This window comes from Vibrio sp. 10N.222.47.A9 (assembly GCF_963872585.1).
In the GTDB taxonomy this organism is placed as follows: Bacteria; Pseudomonadota; Gammaproteobacteria; order Enterobacterales; family Vibrionaceae; genus Vibrio; species Vibrio splendidus.
The window spans coordinates 22,592-43,500 of the sequence record NZ_CAWNBB010000104.1; the positions used below are offsets into that span (position 1 = coordinate 22,592).

Annotated in this window: 19 protein-coding genes; 11 read left to right on the top strand and 8 right to left on the bottom strand. The window is 45.1% G+C overall.

Translation table 11 applies throughout. The features are described 5' to 3' along the window. Positions 1 to 56 precede the first annotated feature (56 nt). The 3 genes from AACT19_RS24465 to AACT19_RS24475 all read left to right on the top strand — a co-directional run bounded on the left by AACT19_RS24465 (position 57) and on the right by AACT19_RS24475 (position 3,361). Entirely contained in the window at positions 57 to 1,496 is a 1,440-nt protein-coding gene (locus AACT19_RS24465) for a 6-phospho-beta-glucosidase (RefSeq protein ID WP_076649188.1), read from the top strand. A gap of 99 nt (positions 1,497 to 1,595) precedes the next feature. Next, positions 1,596 to 2,594: a LacI family DNA-binding transcriptional regulator gene (locus tag AACT19_RS24470; protein WP_076649190.1), complete on the top strand. Its 999-nt coding sequence runs from the start codon at positions 1,596 to 1,598 to the stop codon at positions 2,592 to 2,594. 203 nt (positions 2,595 to 2,797) lie between these two features. Next, positions 2,798 to 3,361 (top strand): sugar O-acetyltransferase, encoded by a 564-nt coding sequence (locus AACT19_RS24475; protein ID WP_017081374.1) that lies wholly within the window; start codon positions 2,798 to 2,800, stop codon positions 3,359 to 3,361. 85 nt (positions 3,362 to 3,446) lie between these two features. Here the strand turns inward: AACT19_RS24475 and AACT19_RS24480 are convergent, their stop codons facing one another. Beyond that, entirely contained in the window at positions 3,447 to 4,634 is a 1,188-nt protein-coding gene (locus AACT19_RS24480) for an MFS transporter (RefSeq protein WP_017062388.1), read from the bottom strand. A 281-nt stretch (positions 4,635 to 4,915) separates the two neighbouring features. Here AACT19_RS24480 and AACT19_RS24485 point away from each other — a divergent pair, with 281 nt between their 5' ends. Further along, on the top strand, positions 4,916 to 5,797 hold the full coding sequence (locus AACT19_RS24485; RefSeq protein WP_076649192.1) for a LysR family transcriptional regulator: 882 nt from the start codon (positions 4,916 to 4,918) through the stop codon (positions 5,795 to 5,797). A 154-nt stretch (positions 5,798 to 5,951) separates the two neighbouring features. Here the strand turns inward: AACT19_RS24485 and AACT19_RS24490 are convergent, their stop codons facing one another. The 3 genes from AACT19_RS24490 to AACT19_RS24500 form a co-directional block, all read right to left on the bottom strand. Beyond that, positions 5,952 to 6,449: a hypothetical protein gene (locus AACT19_RS24490; RefSeq protein WP_076649194.1), complete on the bottom strand. Its 498-nt coding sequence runs from the start codon at positions 6,447 to 6,449 to the stop codon at positions 5,952 to 5,954. Positions 6,450 to 6,672: 223 nt separating this feature from the next. After that, positions 6,673 to 7,464 (bottom strand): oxalate:formate antiporter, encoded by a 792-nt coding sequence (locus AACT19_RS24495; RefSeq protein ID WP_076649196.1) that lies wholly within the window; start codon positions 7,462 to 7,464, stop codon positions 6,673 to 6,675. Between the two features lie 162 nt (positions 7,465 to 7,626). Beyond that, the gene (locus tag AACT19_RS24500) at positions 7,627 to 8,160 is read right to left on the bottom strand and encodes a dihydrofolate reductase family protein (protein WP_076649198.1); all 534 of its coding nucleotides are present in this window, start codon (positions 8,158 to 8,160) and stop codon (positions 7,627 to 7,629) included. 93 nt (positions 8,161 to 8,253) lie between these two features. On the opposite strand from AACT19_RS24500, the gene AACT19_RS24505 reads away from it, so the two are divergent. Further along, positions 8,254 to 8,817 carry a TetR/AcrR family transcriptional regulator gene (locus tag AACT19_RS24505; protein ID WP_076649200.1) on the top strand — a complete coding sequence of 188 codons (564 nt, stop codon included), beginning with the start codon at positions 8,254 to 8,256 and terminating at the stop codon, positions 8,815 to 8,817. A 158-nt stretch (positions 8,818 to 8,975) separates the two neighbouring features. Beyond that, positions 8,976 to 10,508 carry a phospholipase D family protein gene (locus AACT19_RS24510; RefSeq protein WP_076649202.1) on the top strand — a complete coding sequence of 511 codons (1,533 nt, stop codon included), beginning with the start codon at positions 8,976 to 8,978 and terminating at the stop codon, positions 10,506 to 10,508. 123 nt (positions 10,509 to 10,631) lie between these two features. Here AACT19_RS24510 and nfsA read toward each other — a convergent pair whose 3' ends face one another. Beyond that, positions 10,632 to 11,354, bottom strand: coding sequence for an oxygen-insensitive NADPH nitroreductase (gene nfsA / locus AACT19_RS24515; protein ID WP_076649204.1), 723 nt, complete (start codon positions 11,352 to 11,354; stop codon positions 10,632 to 10,634). 279 nt (positions 11,355 to 11,633) lie between these two features. Here nfsA and AACT19_RS24520 point away from each other — a divergent pair, with 279 nt between their 5' ends. The 5 genes from AACT19_RS24520 to AACT19_RS24540 all read left to right on the top strand — a co-directional run bounded on the left by AACT19_RS24520 (position 11,634) and on the right by AACT19_RS24540 (position 16,887). Further along, positions 11,634 to 12,878, top strand: a complete 1,245-nt coding sequence (locus AACT19_RS24520; protein ID WP_076649206.1) for an NADH:flavin oxidoreductase/NADH oxidase family protein — start codon at positions 11,634 to 11,636, stop codon at positions 12,876 to 12,878. Positions 12,879 to 13,113: 235 nt separating this feature from the next. Next, entirely contained in the window at positions 13,114 to 14,097 is a 984-nt protein-coding gene (locus AACT19_RS24525) for an HAD family hydrolase (RefSeq protein ID WP_076649208.1), read from the top strand. Positions 14,098 to 14,260: 163 nt separating this feature from the next. Then, positions 14,261 to 14,956 carry an aspartate/glutamate racemase family protein gene (locus tag AACT19_RS24530; RefSeq protein WP_017060945.1) on the top strand — a complete coding sequence of 232 codons (696 nt, stop codon included), beginning with the start codon at positions 14,261 to 14,263 and terminating at the stop codon, positions 14,954 to 14,956. 611 nt (positions 14,957 to 15,567) lie between these two features. After that, positions 15,568 to 15,804 carry a YdcH family protein gene (locus AACT19_RS24535; RefSeq protein ID WP_017060944.1) on the top strand — a complete coding sequence of 79 codons (237 nt, stop codon included), beginning with the start codon at positions 15,568 to 15,570 and terminating at the stop codon, positions 15,802 to 15,804. A gap of 192 nt (positions 15,805 to 15,996) precedes the next feature. After that, positions 15,997 to 16,887, top strand: coding sequence for a LysR family transcriptional regulator (locus tag AACT19_RS24540; RefSeq protein WP_076649210.1), 891 nt, complete (start codon positions 15,997 to 15,999; stop codon positions 16,885 to 16,887). 111 nt (positions 16,888 to 16,998) lie between these two features. Here the strand turns inward: AACT19_RS24540 and AACT19_RS24545 are convergent, their stop codons facing one another. The 3 genes from AACT19_RS24545 to AACT19_RS24555 all read right to left on the bottom strand — a co-directional run bounded on the left by AACT19_RS24545 (position 16,999) and on the right by AACT19_RS24555 (position 20,724). After that, complete coding sequence (locus AACT19_RS24545) at positions 16,999 to 17,808, bottom strand: SDR family NAD(P)-dependent oxidoreductase (protein WP_076649212.1); 810 nt, start codon at positions 17,806 to 17,808, stop codon at positions 16,999 to 17,001. Between the two features lie 302 nt (positions 17,809 to 18,110). After that, positions 18,111 to 19,670: a glycerol-3-phosphate dehydrogenase gene (gene glpD, locus AACT19_RS24550; protein WP_076649402.1), complete on the bottom strand. Its 1,560-nt coding sequence runs from the start codon at positions 19,668 to 19,670 to the stop codon at positions 18,111 to 18,113. Between the two features lie 268 nt (positions 19,671 to 19,938). Next, positions 19,939 to 20,724 (bottom strand): DeoR/GlpR family transcriptional regulator, encoded by a 786-nt coding sequence (locus AACT19_RS24555; protein WP_004732237.1) that lies wholly within the window; start codon positions 20,722 to 20,724, stop codon positions 19,939 to 19,941. Positions 20,725 to 20,909: the final 185 nt, after the last annotated feature.

The window sequence follows — 20,909 nt, forward strand, 5'->3', positions numbered from 1 at the left end:
GCAATGAGCTCTCTAATCCTGATCTTTTTCACGAATAACTTGTAGCGAGTAATGGTATGAACAACGAATTTCCGAACGATTTTTTATGGGGCGGTGCAGTAGCAGCGCATCAGCTAGAAGGCGGCTGGGATGCGAATGGTAAAGGTGTCAGTGTTGTTGATGTATTAACAGCGGGCGCTCATGGTGTACAACGTCGAATCACCGATGGCGTGATTGATGGCGAAAACTACCCCAACCAAGTCGCTGTTGATTTCTACCATCGATACAAAGAAGACATTAAGTTATTCGCTGAAATGGGCTTTAAGTGTTTCCGTACCAGTATCGCTTGGACGCGTATTTTCCCTAATGGCGATGATGCCGAGCCGTGTGAAGCGGGATTAGCGTTTTATGATGATTTGTTTGATGAGCTGTTGAAATACGATATTCAGCCAGTAGTGACGCTGAGCCATTTTGAAATGCCTTACCACTTAGCCAAAGAATACGGCGGTTGGATGAACCGTAAAGTGATCGATTTCTTCGTTAAGTATTCGGGCACAGTGATGGAACGCTACCAGCACAAGGTGAAGTATTGGATGACGTTCAATGAGATAAATAACCAGATGAATACTTCGGCAGATATCTTTGGCTGGTTATGCTCTGGCGTGAAGTTCCCACAATGTGAAAAGCCGCAAGAGGCGATGTATCAAGCGGTTCACCACCAGTTTGTGGCAAGTGCTTTAGTGGTTAAGAAAGGTCACGAAATTAACCCAGATCTTCAAATCGGTGCAATGTGTGCGATGGTGCCTTTCTACCCTCGTTCTTCAAAGCCAGAAGATATCATGGTGGCACAGCAAGCGATGCGTGATCGTTACTTCTTCTCGGATGTGATGGTTCGTGGTCACTACCCAAATTACGCCAAGCGTGACTGGGCAATCAAAGGCTTCAACATTGAGATGAAGCCAGAAGATGAGCAGATCCTAAAAGAAGGTAAGGCCGATTACTTAGGCTTTAGCTACTACATGTCGAATACTTTGGATTCTTCTTCGCATCAGTCAACTGAAGAAGCGATGGACGGCGGTCATGAAAACTCGGTCGATAACCCGTTCATCCAGTCTAGTGATTGGGGCTGGCCAATTGATCCAACGGGTTTACGTTTCTGTTTAGCGTCTCTGTATGAACGTTATGAAGTGCCATTGTTCATCGTTGAAAACGGTTTTGGTGCGGTTGATACTATTGAAGAAGATGGCAGCATTAATGACGATTACCGCATCGCTTACCTTGGCGACCACATCAAAGAGATGAAAAAAGCCGTTGCGATCGACGGTGTTGATTTGATGGGTTACACCCCTTGGGGCTGTATCGACTTAGTTTCATTCACCACGGGCGAGATGAAAAAACGCTACGGATTCATTTACGTAGATAAGCACAACGATCAATCTGGCTCACTAGAACGCAAACGCAAGAAGTCGTTCGAGTGGTATAAAGGCGTGATTGCATCTAACGGTGCCACTATTTAGAATGCATTTCCCAGCGCAGTTATGTGAACTGTGAGCTGTCATTTTGCAATGAATTAGTCGGCCTATGTCGGCTAATTTTTTATAAAGGAAAAGAAGCGAATGGTAACCATGCTTGACGTCGCAAACCGCGCAGGTGTATCTAAATCGACTGTTTCTCGTGTCTTAAATGGCAAGAACATCGTGCGCCCAGATGTGGTGAAAAAGGTATTCGATGCGATTCAAGAAACAGGTTATCGACCGAACTTGTTGGCCCAGCAATTGGCGACCAAGAAGACCAATTTCATCGGCTTTGTAATCACTAATGAGTTGTTCAATGGCCCTTACTTTTCTTCCTTGATGTATCACGCGGCTTCTTATAGCGAAAAGTCGAATCACCAATTGGTGATCACCGATGGCAAACACAGTGCTGAAGACGAAGTAAAGGCGATCAACTTCCTGCTGGATATGAAGTGCGCGGGCATCATCATCTATCCGCAATGCTTAACCGAAAGCGAGATTGCAAAGATCATCGAAAGCACTGACACACCTATTCTGGTACTCAACCGAGAAATGCCGTCGAAGCCCAATCATGCTATCACCACCGACCACTATCAGAGCGCTTGTTTGATGGTTGAACACATCATCGAGCAAGGCCATACAGACATTGCTGTGATTCGAGGAAAAGCCGGTTCTTCGACTGATGAGTTGCGTTACCAAGCTTATCAAGATGTCTTAACTAAACAGGGTATTACATTGGATGAGTCCAAGGTTGTTCGAGGTGATTGGACGATGGAGAGCGGTTATCACACGGCTCAGGCTCTGGTAAAAAGCAAAACCACGTTCACTGCTATCTTGTCTGAAAACGATGATATGGCGATTGGTGCGATTAAGGCGTTAACTGAACTTGGGTACTCATTGCCTCAAGATGTTTCTATTGTCGGCTTTGATAACAGCAAAGTGGGGGCGTTTTTAACGCCAAGCTTAACGTCTGTGAGTGTGCCATTAGAGCAGATGACCCAAAAAGCGATCCTACAAATTGTCGGTGAAACGGAGCAAGCGACCACCATCAATACCACCGGCAGTTTGGTGCTACGTGATTCGATAGCGAAGCTAAATTAGCACTGTTCGAATTTCATATTTTACCTACAAAAAGTGACGAGCTGCGCATCTCTTAAACCAAGCTTAAACACTCCTTATTCACCGTTATTTAGATGTGCGATATTGCGTTTTTTGGTCGATGAATTGACCACCATTAGTTAAGTAATGTGAAGCTAGATAAGTAATATGAAAATAGCTAAGTGATGTGAGAACAGGTAAGTAACGTGAAAACAGAAAAACAAAAAATGCTCGCAGGCGAACCTTATCAGGCTTGGGATAAAGAGCTTTATGCCGCTCGTATCGAGTGTCGTAAGGTACTTCAAAAACTCAATAACAGTATTCCTGACACACCCGAATGGGAAGCAGCAACGCAAGAGCTGATTCCGGGCTGTGAAAATGCGCATTTAGAACCTCCATTTCGTTGTGATTACGGCTCGAATATCAAGCTGGGCAAGAACTTCTACGCTAACTTTAACTGCGTGATTTTGGATGTGGCTGAAGTGACCATTGGTGATAATGTGCTGCTTGGTCCGAACGTTCAAATCCTGACCGCAGGTCATCCACTCGATGTGAAAGGCCGAGTTGAAGAGGGTGTTGAGTTTGGCACACCGATTAACGTCGGCGACAATGTTTGGCTTGGCGGCGGTGTAATCATCTGCCCGGGTGTAACCATTGGCGAAAACAGCGTGATTGGCGCAGGCAGTGTGGTGACCAAAGACATCCCAGCCAATGTGGTTGCAGTCGGTAATCCATGTAAAGTGCTGAAAGCGATCGATAACGGACAATAATCAGATTTAAATGACAAAGCCCGAACCTAGGTTCGGGCTTTGTTTTTTCTATTCTTGCTAGATGCTAGATGCTAGATGCTAGATGCTAGATGCTAGATGGAACAGCTTGTTGTGCTTGCTTCTTATCTAACGCACCACTGAATCGAGTCAGAACAAGAGCGATCAGAACGATCACAGCACCTACCCAAGGGGTGTTCATTAATCCAGATTTCGCGACAATCAAACCACCGCCCCATGAGCCTAATGCGATACCGACGTTGAAGGCTGCAATGTTCAACCCAGAAGCGACATCGACTGCGTCTGGTGTGTATTTCTCAGCCAGTTTCACAACATACACTTGTAGCCCCGGAACGTTACCGAATGCGAATGCACCCCAAACCAAAATGGTAGCAACAGCTGCGTAAGGGTTTACTGCGGTAAAGTTGAATACCACCAGTACTGCGGCTAAACCAGAGAAGATAACGGTCAACGCTTTAATCGGGCCCATCTTGTCGGCCATTTTTCCGCCCCAGATGTTACCTACCGCCACTGACACACCGTAAACCAACATGATGAGACTGATAGAGCTCGAATCAAACCCTGATACATTTTCCAGTATTGGAGCAAGGAACGTAAACGCTGTGAACGTACCGCCATAACCTAGTGCTGTGATAGCGTAAACCAACAGTAAGCGTGGTTGAGTTAGAACCTTTAGTTGTGCCGAAATCTTCGCCGCAGGTGGTTGCTTAAGGTTGCTTGGAACCAAGATAGCACTACCGATAAGAGCAATAAGACCAAGCAGAGCAACGATCAAGAAGGTCGCTTGCCATCCAAAGGTTTGGCCGATATAAGTGCCCAGTGGTACTCCAGTTACCAATGCAACCGTTAAACCCGTAAACATGATCGCAATGGCACTGGCTGCTTTATCTTTTGAAACCAAACCTGTCGCGATGGTCGATCCGATCGAGAAGAACACACCATGGGCAAGGCCGGTCAAAATTCGTGCGGCGATCAGCGTGTTATAGCCTGGAGCTTGCCACGCCAATAAGTTACCAATGACAAACAATGCCATCACGGTCAGCAGCACCGCTTTACGATTCCATTTTCCGGTTAATGCCGTTAATACTGGTGCGCCAATAGCAACGCCAAGCGCGTATAAACTGACTAATAGGCCTGCCGATGGCAGAGATACATTCAAGTCGCTCGCCATGGTAGGAATCAAGCCTACGATGACAAATTCTGTGGTTCCGATGGCAAAGGCGCTGAGCGTCAATGCAAGTAATGCTAATGGCATAATCATCTCTCTTACTGTTCTTTGTTAAATACCGAGCGCGATAAAATGGGGCAGCTTGTGACTGCAATAGGAGCGCTTCGTTTGATGGCGAGGATTATCTAGCAATATATATTTGTGATAAATGACGTTATTAACAAATAATCTTTGTTAAATTTGCAATAATTGAAGAGTTAGCCGATCATTGGATTAAGCTGATGAGATCGAAAAGACATAGATGATTTGAGCTGTGATGAGCACAAGCGAGATGACATTAAACAAAATGAAGATAGCGAAGGAGCCTTATGTTAACCCGTTCAGATGATTTAGAAATGGTACTCACCGTTGTCGATGCTGGTGGTTTTTCTGCGGCGGCAGAGGCGTTGGATGTGCAGGTCGCCAAGGTGTCTCGTTCGGTGAGTAAGGTTGAGTCGCAACTCGGCGTCTCAATATTCAACCGAACAACGAGACGCGTGGAATTGACGGAGGAAGGGCGGCAGTTTGTCGATTCAGTCAGGGTGGGATTACAGATGATCCAGAGCGCGGAAGAAGAAATCGTGTCGCGCGGTGAGTTGCCAAAAGGTCGTTTAAGAGTCGATGCCGCCAGTCCATTCGTATTCCATCAGCTAGTGCCGTTGGTGCAGTCATTCAAAGAGGCTTACCCAGACATTGAGTTGGAACTCACTTCCAACGAAGGCTTTGTTGATCTTCTAGAAAAGAGAACCGATGTTGCGATTCGAATCGGTAAGTTGTCCGATTCAACACTGCACGCTCGCCCTTTAGGAAAAAGTTTACTCCATATTGTGGCGTCACCTGATTATCTCGCTAAGCGTGGGCTACCCACCAAACCTGAAGATTTGAGCTCGCATCAAATTGTGGGATTTGCGGGTAACAAAGTGCTTAACCATTGGCCTTTACCAAACCAAAGTGATGTCGCGCCTACCGTGACAGCCAGTAATGGTGAAACCGTGCGTCAACTAGTCTTAGCTGGAAATGGGATTGCTTGTTTATCGGGGTTTATGGTGCAGGAAGATATTGCTGCGGGTCGCCTAGTCCCTATTCTGGAACAAGACAAACTTGCCAACACAGACCGAGAGCGAGTGAATGCGGTTTATTACAAGTCGTCCTCCGTCTCTAAACGTATCTCGGCGTTTATTGATTTTATTCAGCCCCGTTTGAGCTTGTAGGGAAGAATGAAACACTCTTTAGTAGCACACAGCCAAATCGTTATTTGAATCGTTTGAGAGCGGGTATTCGTATCAATGTTTAGAGAGCACATATTGTTGTATTGAGATTCGATAGGTAGATGTGATCTCAATAGCGTTTACTGACTTTCAGTGTTTAAAACCCACCCGCCCAAGCATCGAAGTCATCAATATTGTCGAGTTCTTGCTGGCTTCTTGGCGCAGGGTAATAAGGCAAGGCTAACCTTTGAACGGAAGGTTGCAGTTCCCAATAGGGCGTAATCTTGAGTCGGGTTAACTCATCGTTGAGGCGCACAAACATATAGTAGCCATCGGCATGGGTATTGGCGTAACTCGCGATAGTTGCGATATCACCGGAAGGTAATTTTACGTCTCGACCGAGTGGATAGAGTTGGTGCAATGCGAAACTCACTTTGGGATCTTCAAGTTTGCCTTGCTTAAAGCGTTCTAATCCGATGGCGGTTGAAGTGGTGCGCGGCTTCCACCCTGTGAGGAACAATCCACTCAGGTTATCTTGGAATGGCTTGCCCTTTCTACTGCCTTCATTGGTAATGAATTGAACCGTCAGCGTGTCTCCAGATTCTTGCAGAATTTCTAAAAACTGTTCACCAGTGCGATCGACCAAAAGCTTCATAATATCCAGCTACCATCAAGAATGAGAGACGATAAAGGGTACTACTTTAGGTCGGCTTTTGATAGGAAAGGCGTTAGTGCAGAGAGATGAATAAGAAGGATTTGAAAGCCAGTGAGAGGGAGCTTTTGATGCGCAAAAATGAAAACGCCGATAGCTTTCATACTTTCGGCGTTTAAGGTGTATTAGCAATTGAGCTAGACTGATTGCTGCATTTTTAGTCGCGTTAGCTCAATTCGTCTTGCACGTATTGAAGGCAAAACGACTGAGCATGTTCATCTACAGATACTTGCTCGTTGCTTCTTAATTCTAGGTAAAGCTTTACTGCTTGGTTTAAAGCGGGAATCAACGCATCACGTTCTGGCATTGAAACGGTTTTTGCGAGTTCTTGTGCAAATTCTGGCAAGCGTGCTTCAATCTTTCTCACGCCAGAGGGCGTTAAACCCGCTTGCTTTAGTGCCAGTGGAGACAATACGTTTTGACGCAGGAATGATAAGAATTCAATGGTCTCAAAGTATTCGCCACGAGCAATTTTTGTTGCAGCATAGTGAGTCCAGATCCAGAAACGATCTTCAATCCATTGCGGGTTTGGCTGAGGGTAATCTGGTTCTGCTGTACAGAATACGTCGGTTAATAAGCTGTCTCGCTCCCACAACACGTGGTTGTTATCGACTCGTGCTGCTGCGTCTGGTAGGGAGACGAATTTGAAATCGACGTGCACTGGCTCAGGACCGAATATTGACACAATTAAACGTGGCTCACCTACGTGTTCACCCGTGAAGGCTGCGACCTTGCCACCGATCTGGTCAAGGATGCTGAATCGTTCTTGCATCACAGCGGTGTAGTCGGCTGGGTTTACCGCGATAACAAAATCTAAGTCGCTGTATTTGTCCATAGAGTCAGAACCAAAAGAACCACTTGCGGCAATACCACAGATTCGAGGATCTTGAGACAGGACATCAATCACTTTGATAAGAAGTGCTTTGTGAGGTGCTGGAAGAGTACTTGGGAAGTTCATATTTTACCTATCTTAAAAAGTTAGGACTGCATTACAGTTAGTGCGGTAAAATCAACGCAGCATTATAGAGTGTCAATGTCGGCTTATATTGTCAATAGAATATAAGCCGAATAAGTTTAGAGAACATTAGAAGCTATTATCTGACTGTGTAGCTAAGGCTTTCTAACGCTTACGTAAGTAATGCGTTTGCACTATCTCATCAAGGTACGTCGTGACGTCTTTCAATGTAAAATCGACGGGAGATACTAAGTCACCAAATAACGGAGACCCACCACCAAGTAAGACTGGAATGGTCGAGATGATCAGCTCATCAATCATGTCTTCTTTCATGAAGTTTTGAATGGTAATTCCGCCATCAATGTACAAGTTATTTAGGCCTTTGTTATTCAAATCCTCGACAATCTGTTTAAGCTCACCCTTCATCAAAAATACTTTACCTTCAAGTTCTTGAGGTGCTTCATTTAAAGTGTTGCTCAGTACATAGACTGGCTTGCTGTAAGGCCAATCGATACCAAAACTCAACACCATGTCCATTGTATTACGCCCCATGACCAGTGCATCGATACGATCGGTGTGGGCGTTGTAACCCATGTCGTCACCGTCTGGATTTGGAATCGCTTGCAGCCAATCTAAGCCGCCTTGTTTGTCTGCAATGTAACCGTCAAGACTGGTTGCGATGAATACAATATTTGACATTTTTAACTCCGATATCGATGAGAAACTTGGCATCTACACGGTAATAAATTAAAATATTCTACAGTGTAGAAATAAAGTTTAAGAGGTGACGGTATGACTGTCAAGGATCAGAAACGAGGTCGACCAAAGAGTGGATCAAGCCAACTCAGCGCACAGAGAATTCTCACTATTGCCAAAAGCATGATGCGAGAGAGTGGCAAAGTGCCAAGTATTCGAGGGTTGGCGACGGAACTCGGGGTCGATGCGATGGCCATATACCATTACTTCAAAAACAAAAACGATCTGCTTGAGGCAATCACGGTTTCCTTGATTGAAGAAGTGGCACAGCCAGAGCTGAATCATGACTGGCGAGATAACCTTTATCGGCTCAGTGTGAGTTACTTGTCGATGCTCAACGAATATAGAGGCTTGTTAGAGACCTTATTGACCATGAAATCCCTCGGGCCAATGGAAGTATTTAGTGAACGTTTTGAAGCGGTGTTGAGCCAGTTTGCGTTAACCGAAGAGCAAACCAAAAATGCGTTGGACTTGCTGGTGGATTATTTACACGGCTACGCTTTGGCGTTGAACTGTAACCCAGACCGAACTGAACTCACTATTGAAATGGTCGAAAAGCCGCTGAGTTTATACTGTTTGGCACTCACTCAACTTAAGTGATCTGTAGGCAATTTACTGACTTTAAATTTATACTGGATAATTACCTATAAATTTCAGGCTTTAGCAGTAATAATCAATGAATAGATCGGAATAGCTTGTTCATTGAAAAGCTGTACGGAAAGTTTCTAAAGACGCATCGTGAAAAGGAAGTCAGATACATGCCTGTGCTCCAACGCATCAGCTTAACGTTAATCTTAATCGCCGTTTTAGGTGGGTGTTCTTCACTTCCTGAAGGCATCGATCATCCAACAGAACCGCCAACCTCTCCTGCACCTAGTTCTTTATCGGTTCTAACCAATGAATTTCAGCCTGAAGCTTTAGAGCAAGGCACCACCGCGGTTCGTCTGCAAGAGTCTGGTTGGGATGCTTTGGCACAGCGATTAGCACTGGTCGAAAGTGCCGAGCACACCATCGACATTCAATATTACATCTGGAACTCTGACGAATCGGGCAGCTATCTCGCTAGCCGTTTGTTAGCCGCGGCTGAGCGTGGTGTGAAGGTGCGCGTAATGTTGGATGATATCAACCTCAACGAACGTGAAGGTTTGCTGTCGGCACTGGATGCGCACCCGAACGTCGAGATTCGTATCTTCAATCCAACACCAACACGCCGCGGTTTCAGTAAATGGCTGAGCTTTGTCGGCGACTTTTCTCGTTTAAATCGCCGTATGCACAATAAGTCGTTTACCGTCGATGGTACTTTGTCTGTGGTGGGTGGACGTAATATTGGTGATGAATACTTCGACCTTTCTGATGAAATCAATTTCCGAGACCGCGATGTATTAGTCATGGGCTCGGTAGTTAACACCATCCAAACCAGTTTTGTTGAATACTGGAACAGCCGTTGGTCTTACCCTGTCGATATGCTGGGTGATGACGAGCAACCTGATCTCTCGAAGATAGATAATATTGTCGTTCCGCATTATCAAAATTATCCTGAATTACCATTAGATCGTAAGGCTTCTGATAGCTTACTGAAAGAGGTGATTGGTGAGATGACTTGGGTGAATGCGCGTTTTGTTTATGATCAACCCGTCCCTGATGACTCCGATAATACTGATGAACCAAAAGCGACCGCGATTCTTCTAGGTAAGTTAGCGAGCGAATCGAAACAAGAGATCTTATTGGAATCCGCTTACCTTGTATTCGATGATGGTCAGCTTGAAGAGTGGCAGTTATTGAATAACAAGGGCGTTGAGATAAAAGCGCTAACTAACTCTATGGCGTCTAATGATCTGGTGACTAATCACTCCGCTTATGCAGGCAGACGTTACGACATGTTGGAGCATGGTATCGATCTGTTTGAGCTAAAACCAGAATCTAAGCTGTGTGAAGCATCGACGCAAGACGCGTCTAAATGTGCGCCTGAGACGGCCTATGGCTTGCACGCAAAATCAGTCGTATTCGACCGCAGCATCGCGAGCATCGGTTCATTTAACTTCAACTTGCGTTCTACCTACCTCAATACTGAATCGGTTTTGATCATCGAGAATAAAGAGATTGCTGAAACGTTAGCAAAAACTATTGAGCAAGCAATGAGTGACGACAATAGCTGGCGTTTGGAACTGGAAGACGGTGATGTGTATTGGTATTCAGGCGATCAAAGCTGGGACAGCGAACCAGAAACGGGTAAGTGGGAACGAATGCAGTCAGGCTTTTTGCAATTGCTACCGATTGAGAAATATCTGTAAGCTAGCCGCCTCCGGATAAATAAAAATGTCAGCGTATATTACGCTGACATTTTTGTTTGTGCTGTTGTTTGCTGTGGTTTGTTGCAAGCTCTTAACGGCTTAACGGCTTAACGGCTTAACGGCTTAACGCTTGGTCAGCTGCTTGCTGTTCAAGTAAGGCAGGATATGCGGGCGAGATTCGCCAGACAGCTTTTGCGTGATCTGCTGTGACCAACTGCTCTGTTTTTGGTTGCTTGAACGGCTTGCGTAGTAGCTTTGCATTGAATCATCGTAGCTGGCAATTTCATCTAGGCTCAGCGGATGGTATTGGTTTTCGTGCATCACCACATGAGCAGGGAGGCGAGGCTTCACCTCTGGTTGCTGTGCCGGATGACCTAAGCACATTCCGAACAACACTGCGGTATGTTGTGGTAGTTCTAACAGTTCATCGACTTGTTGTGCGCTGTTACGCAGCCCGCCAATGTACACGCCACCTAAACCTAGAGACTCAGCTGCCAGCATGCAGTTTTGCGCCATGATGCCAGAATCTACCGCGCCAATCAGGGTCAGTTCAGTAAAGTCGGTTTTCACTTCAGGGTTGATTTGATCGTGGCGTTGATAGTCGATACAGAACACTAAAAACTCAGCCGCATTCTCAACGTAAGCTTGGTTACCTGCGTATTCAGCTAACAGTTTGCGCTTCTCTGTGTCTGTCACTCTCACGATAGAAACAGCTTGCAGTAAGCTCGATGATGAAGCCGCGAGACCAGCCTGAATAATCACATCAAGTTGTGCTTTTTCAATCGGTTGATTTGTATATTGACGAATGGAGCGGTGCCCCAGAATAGTTTCAATCGTGCTGTTCATAACTCTCAGACAGTCCTTGTGATGATGGCGTAGAGAATCACAATAACGACAATTACCATGAGCGTAAAGGGTGTTCGAGCCTTTCTGGTTGACATATTTCAGCAGCGTCAGCCCAGTTTTTGAGATTCTATTTATAATCGATTAATGCCAGCTGCTATGCCGCTGGCATTTTATTATTGAGCGAAACTTGCTTCGAAATAGGCACTAAATGATAAAAACTGTCGGATAAAATAGGGCATACTGGACTCAATATATAAACCCAAGAAAGTAACCACGCGCATGAATCCAATCTGCCTCAACGACCCTTTTTTTCTTCCTAATGGCCAAGTGATCAAAAATCGCCTGTTCAAATCGGCAATGAGTGAACAGCTAGGTGATAAACATCATAACCCTAAGCAAGGTTTAGTCACGCTTTACCAGCGTTGGGCTCAAGGAGGAATTGGCCTATCCATGACGGGCAACGTGATGGTCGATAGAGGTGCGCTTGGTGAACCTAAAAACGTGGTGTTAGATGAGCAAAGTGACTTAAGCGTATTTCGTGAGTGGGCGAAGGCTGGAACACAAAATGGTTCGCAGATATGGATGCAATTGAACCACCCAGGAAAGCAAATCCCTAAATTCTTATGTGATAGCCCGGTTGCTCCTTCGGCTATCTCTTTAGAGCGTGGATTAGAAAAAGGTTTCAATACGCCACGAGCTCTGACTGAGACGGAAATAATCGCAATCATTGATAAATTTTCGCTGAGTGCAAAGCTTGCAAAACAAGCAGGCTTTACTGGCGTGCAGATTCACGGTGCTCATGGTTATCTCGTGAGTCAGTTTTTGTCTTCGAGACACAATCAACGCCAAGACAAATGGGGTGGCTCACTCGAAAACAGACTTCGTTTCGTGCTTGAGGTTTATCGCGCGATTCGAAAAGAGGTCGGTGAAGATTTCCCTGTCGGAATTAAGCTCAACAGCGCTGACTTTATGAAAGGTGGCTTCACTGAAGAAGAGTCGATGCAGGTTGTTCAAACACTGAGTGATAACGGTATCGACCTGATTGAGATCTCTGGCGGCACCTATGAAAGTCCATCAATGATGGGTTCAAAGAGCAAAGCTGAACCAATCAAGGCCAGCACGGTAAAACGTGAAGCGTATTTTATGGATTACATGGTGAAGGCGAGAAAACTCGTCAGCACTCCGCTGGTGGTCACGGGTGGTTTTCGAACTGCGCAAGCAATGAATGAAGCATTAAACTCCTCGGCGACCGATTTTATTGGTATTGCGCGCACAATGGCGGTTGATCCTGATTTCCCAAACAAGTTAATTGAAAACCCTAGCCACGGCATGCCGCTAACGGTGCCAACCACAGGAAAACCCGCATTAGACAAAGTGGCGATGGTCGGGCTGGTTTGGTATGAACATCAGATGTGGCGCATTGCTTCTGGCAAGAATACCGACCCTAAACTAAGCGCACTCGGTGTGGTGTTAAAAACAATTTTCAGCGCTGGCTGGCACGCTTTCAAAAAGCGCAGAGCGTAAGCAGTCATGGATTGTTAAAGCAGAACTTTGAGGAATTGAAGTTCTGCTTTTTTGTTTGTCTCTTTTTAAATTCTCGATAAATACATCGTAGAGCACCCTCAGCCAGCTTAGCTGTGGTACTAATCTAATACCAACATGAGTATCGGTTATAGTGTTCATAAGTGGAAAATCAGAGTAGACCAACTAGGATGAATTACATTAAATCCGGTAATTAATTCAACAACATGGTAGTGCTATGAAGAAAATAACCCTTTTATCTGTCGCGATCTTATCCAGCCTCTCTTTCTCATCTTTTGCTAAAGATTGTGATCCTAATTTACTGCCTTCTTGGAAGGACAGCGAGAGCAAATCCGCTATCGTCGACTTTGTTGGGCAAGCCACCAAAGCTGAATCCGATACGTTCGTTGCGGTAGCCGATCGCATCGCCGTGTTCGATAATGACGGTACGCTTTGGTCGGAAAAGCCTTACTACTTCCAACTGGCTTTTGCGTTAGACCGTGTAAAAGAGATGGCACCAGAGCACCCTGAATGGAAAACGGAAGCCCCTTTTAAGTTTGTGCTTGAAGATGATATCGAGAGCGTTCTTGGCAGCGGTGAAGAAGGGTTATTGAAAATCATTATGGCGACACATTCTGGTATGACTGTTGAGCAATACCAACAAGACGTTGAGCAATGGTTAGAGATAGCAAAAGACGAGCGCTTCAATAAAGCGTACACAGACCTAACTTACCAACCAATGAAAGAGATGCTGACCTACCTGCAAGAGAATGACTTTAAGACTTATATTGTGTCGGGCGGAGGCGTTGACTTCATGAGGGCCTGGGCTCCGCAAGCTTACAATATTCCTACAGAGCAAACCATCGGTAGTGCGCTTAAATACAACTACAGCTACAACGATGGCAAACCAACGGTGACCAAAGACTCGTCGATTTTGACCATTGATGACAAAGCCGGAAAGGTCACTAACATTCAGCATATTATCGGTAAGAAGCCTATTCTAGCGGTAGGTAACTCAGACGGTGACCAAGCGATGATGCAATGGGCAACGAGCCAACCCAACGCTATGGCGATGATTGTTCATCACACTGATGCTGAGCGCGAGTGGCAGTACGATCGTAAGTCTCATGTTGGCAAGCTTGATAAAGCGCTAGATGAGGCGAATTCCAGAGAGGATTGGACACTGATCGACATGAAATCAGATTGGTGTGAGGTGTACTAACGCCTAGTTTTTCTTTGGTAAAAAACACAAAGGCTCGAATTTTTAATTCGAGCCTTTTTTTGTGAAACAGCGAAGGCTTTGTCTCATTTTAAGCAAGAACGTACTATAAATTTTCAACGCATGACGGTTTAATCGGATAGTCGGAAATTAAAGGAATAAAAATATGAAAACGATCGGTTTGCTCGGTGGTATGAGTTGGGAGTCGACAGTGAGCTACTACAAATCCATCAACGAGGGTGTGAAAGCTACCCTTGGCGGGCTCAATTCTGCAAAGGTTTGTATGTACAGCGTGAACTTCGATGAGATTGAAAAGCTACAGCACCAAGGTCGTTGGGCTGAGACGGCTGACATCTTATCGGACGCGGCTTTATCGGTAGAGAAGGGCGGAGCGGACTTCATCCTGATCTGTACCAATACCATGCATAAGGTCGTTCCTGAGATCGAAGAGAAAATCACGATTCCTATCTTACATATCGCAGATACCACGGCGCAGAAGCTGCTTGAACAGGGCGTAAAGAAAGTCGGATTACTCGGCACGGCTTTCACGATGGAACAAGATTTCTATAAAGGACGCCTGACTAACAAATTCGGTATCGATGTGGTGATTCCTGATGAGGACGACCGAGAGAAAGTGCACAACATCATTTATCAAGAGCTGTGCCGAGGCGAAGTAAAAGAAGAATCTCGAGCTGTCTATCGTCAAATCATTGATAAGCTAAGCCAACAAGGTGCGGAAGCCGTTATTCTGGGGTGCACTGAAATCGCCCTACTGATTCAGCAGCAACACACTGATGTTCCTCTGTTTGATACCACTGCTATCCATGCAGAAGCTGCAGTACGTTTGGCGACGAGCGATTAACTTCTAGCTCTTATTCTTAGCTCCATAGCAGTCCTCTTTTAGTTTTTGTGCGATTTTTATTCAGTTGAGTGAAAGTTTTTTGTACAAAAGCGGGTCGTTAATTAATGAAGCGATGCTTTGTTCATTAACTAAGGCTTTATCGGCAGGTAAGGCTTTAGTTAATGACTGAGGTATCCGCGCTTTTAAGCACTATGCTTTAGTCATGACTAAAAGAGGATTAATTATGAAATGGCTTATCTTATCTGTAACGCTATTGTTCGTGGCAGGATGCCAATCGACAGGCTCTGACACGTCTTCACATGATCAAATGAATCGAGTTCATTCTGGTGGTTGTAGCAGCTAATCCTTTTTTGAAAATACTTTTTAGCTGCTGTTATTATCATTTCTGTCACTGTTCTTATAAAGAACTCACTTCTACAAAGCCTTGCGATTACGTGAGGCTTTCTTCTATGTAAAACAACGCATCCCTGCCGATTTATGTTGTAAATTTGTGAATCTGAACTGTCTATATTCTAGGCTGTGTACTGGATCTCATTTGTTATTTGAGTCCCTTGCTAAGGTAAATAATGAATGTGTACTACCAATCACTTTACTTAACTTAAGAGGTTTCTATGCTAGGTGAAAATCACTCTCTTGTTCACGAATTTCCTGAAATGAAAGACAAAATTGCTGAGCTTGCTAAAACTGACGATGGCTTTGCAGCAGATATGAAGACATACGACAACCTTGATAAAGAGATTCGTAAACTAGAGCTGAAAGATTCACCCATTGATGACGGCTCGATGCACCAATTGAAACATGATCGTTCTGAGCTTAAAGATTTACTGCATGCTCGTTTAACGGGCTAGTGAGTTGGTAATTTTTCTGACTATCTAAATGGCGAATTACAGACTTAGACAAAAACTCCTTCGGGAGTTTTTTTTCGTTTTGGCTCAATCACTTCTTCACAATTCAACTGAGTTAATACGTTGTATTGTTATGTGAATGACGCATAATGAGGGTTACTGGTACACGATTTTTAAGATTTTATTGGTAATCTCATGAATATTGAACACCTCAAATTGTTTGTTCGTTTAGCTTCCACACATAACATCAGCATGGCTGGGCAAGAGCTTGGTTTATCTCCTGCTGTTGCAAGCTCGCACATCAGTAAACTGGAAGACAATTTAGGCGTTCGCTTGGTCCACAGAACCACTCGTAAGGTCTCTTTAACCGAAGAGGGGGAAGCATTCTTACCCCATGCTGAAGAAGTGCTATCGAGTGTGGATGCTGCCAAATCGGCGGTCGGTGTGGGTTGTGACTCTCCAACCGGAACGCTGCGAGTTACCGCATCTGCGTCTTTTGGGCGTTTGCATCTTGTGCCTGCTTTACCTGGATTCTTAGAACGCTACCCTGGGTTAAAAGTCGATCTCAGACTATCAGATTCGATGGTGGATGTTGTTGAGGGTGGCTTTGATATCGCGATTCGTATCTCGGAGCTGAAAGACTCGACACTGATTGCCCGAAAACTTGCGACAGACAAACGTATTGTGTGCGCATCGCCTGATTACTTAATCAAACATGGTAAGCCAGCTACACCTCGAGATCTTAATGATCATCAGTGTATTAGCTTGATTGGTTTAGAAAACTGGACCTTCAATACTGAAAGCGGGCCTAAGACGATTAAGGCATCTGGGTCGTTCAGGGCAGATAACGGTGAAGCACTGCGAGACGCAGCCTCTGGTGGTATGGGTATCACGGTGACGTCGAATTGGTGTGCCTATGAACAACTGAAAAGCGGTCAGCTGGTTCAAATATTAGAAGATTACCCATTAACCTCAGAGCCTGCGATTTGGGCTGTGTACCCAAGCACAAGGTTACTTGCACCAAAGGTGAGAGCCTTCATTGACTACTTCTCTGAATATTATGGTAATCCACCGTATTGGGAATAAAAGTAGAGACAAACGTTGTACGAAAAAGCCCTGCGTTTCTAAGTTAATTTATTAGAAACGCAGGGCTTTTTTATTGAGACTTGCAAATTAACTCAGTACGAGTCGTCGCAATTAAGAAAGTGTTGCTTTGATGATCTCTTCAATTTTAGCGACAACTTGCTGTGATTTATCGCCGTAAATCGCATCTGGGTGCGGGTTCGCAAACGTGTTGTTGTCGTTATCAAAGTATTGACCACCTGCTTGTGCGAACTCATCAGACAATGATGCGCGAACCAGAATATCAGAACCGATACTTAGGTCTCCGCCTGCAATGCCATAAGCGTCTTTCACCATCTTGCTGCCTAGTAACGAAGCTGGGTTGACCGCAACCACCATTGGCCCTGTAGAACCTAACTCTTTTGCCATCTCGCGAGTCCACATAGTGATCGCAAGCTTGCTTTGTGCGTAAGCGTCGCCATCAGACATTGGCTTCTTGCCTTCTAGCGCTTCGATGTTCACTGCTGCTTGTGCTGCTGAAGACAGGTTCACCACTCGGCTAGATGCACCGAGTACAGGTAGTAGACGTTTAGTCAGGTGGTATGGTGAAATAGTATTCACAACAAAACGAACATCTAAACCGTCTTTAGTGATTGGGTTCGGAGTGTTGAACACACCTGCGTTGTTTATCAGTACATCAATCTTATCGTGCTCAGCAATTATTTCGTCAGCCAACGCATCCACATCAGCCAAAACAGACAAGTCTGCTACATAACTTTGAATTTTCGCTTCAGTCGAGAGAGTCACAAGCTGTTGCTCAACGTCTTTGAGTTTGCTTGGGTTGCGTCCATGCAATAAAACGTGGTGGCCTTGTTGAACAAGTACTTTTGCCGTTTCGAAGCCGATACCATCGGTAGAGCCTGTGAGCAGAATAACTTTTTGCATGGAATAGATTCCTTATTAAAGCGCTGACATGGTGAGCGTTTTTAAATGTGTTGTTTCGTTGAGGTAAAGAATAGCAACCTTTTATGAAGTTGATAATCAACCGGATTAATAAAACACTATTTAGTTTTTGTTGAAAATGGGGGAGTGAACAAAGCCTCAGTCCGTGCGAAGGAGACGATCAATCGAGAGATTTATCTGATCGAGTTCTTAGGCCGGAATAGCAGGCAATAAAAAAGCTTAGCGCGGGGGACGCTAAGCTTCGTTGTTAAGTATGTTCTTGAACCATGTTTAGGCTGGTGGGGTTAGCCTACTTGAGAAAAGCTCACTACCTTGCTTTGTAGTTTCTCTTTCAGGTAATCCGTTACTGCTTGCTGCTCTGATTCACTCATGTACAGGCCAAGCTTGGTTCTGCGCCACAAGATGTCTTCGTCTGTCATCGCCATCTCTTCATTGATCAAGTAATCGATTTCAACTTGATAAACGCCATGTGCCTCGCTTGAGAATTGAATGCCAAGGTCAGCTTCGCTATTTGCGCCTTCCAGTAGTTTCCACGTGTCAGTACCGAATTGAGTCACGTAACGAAGCAATAGCGCTTCAGATGCCCAAGGGTATTTAGTGTGGATCATCTTCGCAAGCTGCTCTCTGCTGCAACTAAAGTTACCGCCTGGAAGCGTGTCGTTCGCTGTCCATGGTGCACCCATGTTGGTTAGGTGTGGCTCAAGCTTCTTAAGTGCCGCTTCGCCGAGCTTACGATAAGTGGTCAACTTGCCACCGAAGATCGAAAGCAGTGGCGCTTGATCGAGCTCTGCGTCCAATTCCAATGTGTAGTCACGAGTGATCGCTTGTGGGGAATCCGATTCGTCGTCACAAAGCGGTCTTACGCCACTGTATGTCCAAACCACGTCTTCACGGCCAAGCTGTTTAACAAAGTGCTGGTTAACGATATCAATCAAGTAATCCACTTCGACATCATCAATTGCGACGTTACGTGGGTCGCCTTTGTATTCAAGGTCGGTAGTACCGATGATCGAGAATTTATCTAGGTAAGGGATCATGAACACAATGCGATTGTCTTTGTTTTGCAGAATGTACGCTTGTGGCTCGTCATGAATGCGTGGCACAACAATGTGTGAGCCTTTGATAAGACGAATGTTACGAGGCGAAGCCTGCTCTAATCCATCATCAAAGAACTGTTTAACCCAAGGACCAGCAGCGTTAACAAGCGCTTTTGCTTTGCGTTCAAAGCGTTGGTTTGTCATGACATCAAGGATCGTCACATGCCAAATACCACCTTCGCGGTGCGCTTTTTCAACACGGCAGTAGTTACGTACTTCTGCGTTGTTTTCTTTTGCTGCCAACACGTTGAGCAATACCATACGCGCATCATCCACCCAGCAATCTGAGTATTCGAAGCCTGTCTTCATTTCTGGTTTCAGTAGCCCTGATTTTGCTAGGTTGACTGTCTTACTTCCAGGAAGAGTAGTGCGCTTACCCAAGTTATCGTAAAGGAATAGGCCACAGCGAATCATCCAAGCTGGGCGTAAAAATGGTCGATGAGGTAAACGGAAGCGCATTGGTTGAGCAACATGAGGTGCTTTTCTTAACAAGACTTCACGTTCAGCGAGTGCTTCCGAAACCAAACGAAATTCGTAATGTTCAAGGTAGCGTAGGCCACCGTGGATAAGCTTTGAGCTAGCAGAAGACGTCGCAGACGCGAAATCATTTGCTTCGTATAAGCCAACGTTTAGACCACGACCTGATGCATCTGCCGCGATGCCTGCGCCATTGATGCCGCCGCCAATCACGATCAAGTCTAAAGTGGAAGATGTACTGTTGTTTGAATTATTTTGTTGAGCACTCATGGTTTTGACCTCTTCTGAGCGAACGAGCATTTTAGAACATAATTGAATCCTATATGAACTTTCGTTTGCGGTCATTTATTATTTTTGTTTATGCGCGTTTTATGTGATTTGGGCATAAAAAAACCTCTGCTTATGAAAGCAGAGGTTCAAATAAGTCTAATTCGAGCATAGAAGCGACAGTGACAGCGAGCAAGTTTTACTTTTTTAACTTTTCTATAAAGAATCGTGATTCATTTAAGAAAGTGGCTCACTGAGCACTTATGTTGAGTTATTCGCTCACAGGACGAGCGGTATCGATCACTTCTAATGGTATTGCTGAATCTTTAAGGATGTTGAGAATCTCTTCCGGTGGCTGCTTGTTGGTAAAGACCATGTGCGCTTGAGAGATATTACCGAGCTTAACCATCGCATTTCGGCCAAACTTAGTGTGGTCGACGGCTAAGAAGATGCTGCGACTGTTCTCGATGATAGCTTGCTTCACACGAACTTCGTGGTAATCAAAGTCGAGCAGTGAGCCATCAAAGTCGATGCCGCTGATGCCCAAAATACCGAAATCAAGGCGGAACTGCTTCACGAAATCGAGTGTCGCTTCGCCAACTATGCCGCCATCACGGTTTCTCACTTCGCCACCCGCCAAGATAACCTTGATCTCTGGGTTCGGTAGAAGGATGCTGGCAACGTTGATGTTGTTGGTGACGACTCTTAGTTGTTTGTGGTTTTTGTTGAGTGCGCGTGCCACCGATTCTGGCGTGGTACCGATATCAACGAATAGGGTTGCACCATCTGGGATGTGCTTAACTAGTTCGTCGGCGATCACGTCTTTTTCGTTGAAGTTAAGCGCTTTACGCGTGTTATACGAGGTATTTTCCGAGCTTAAAGGAATGGTTGCACCACCATGATAGCGACGAATTTTGTTGCTATCGGCAAGTTCATTGAGGTCTCGTCTGATGGTTTGTGGGCTGACATCGAACTTTTCAACGAGCTCTTCGGTACTTACATATCCTTGTGTTTTTACCAGATCTACAATCTGCTGGTGTCTTGGTATCTGCTTCACTTAACTTACCACTCCCTGCGCGCAAAGGGCTCTAGCGCGTCAAAATCGAAAATATAAACTCACGCTATTGTGCTCGAATTGATGAAAAGAGAGAAGTAATGATGGTAAGGAATCATGTCTAAACCGCAAAAACGCTGCGCAAAACGCGGAATTTGAGCCTGAAACGCAAAAAAGAGCACAAAATA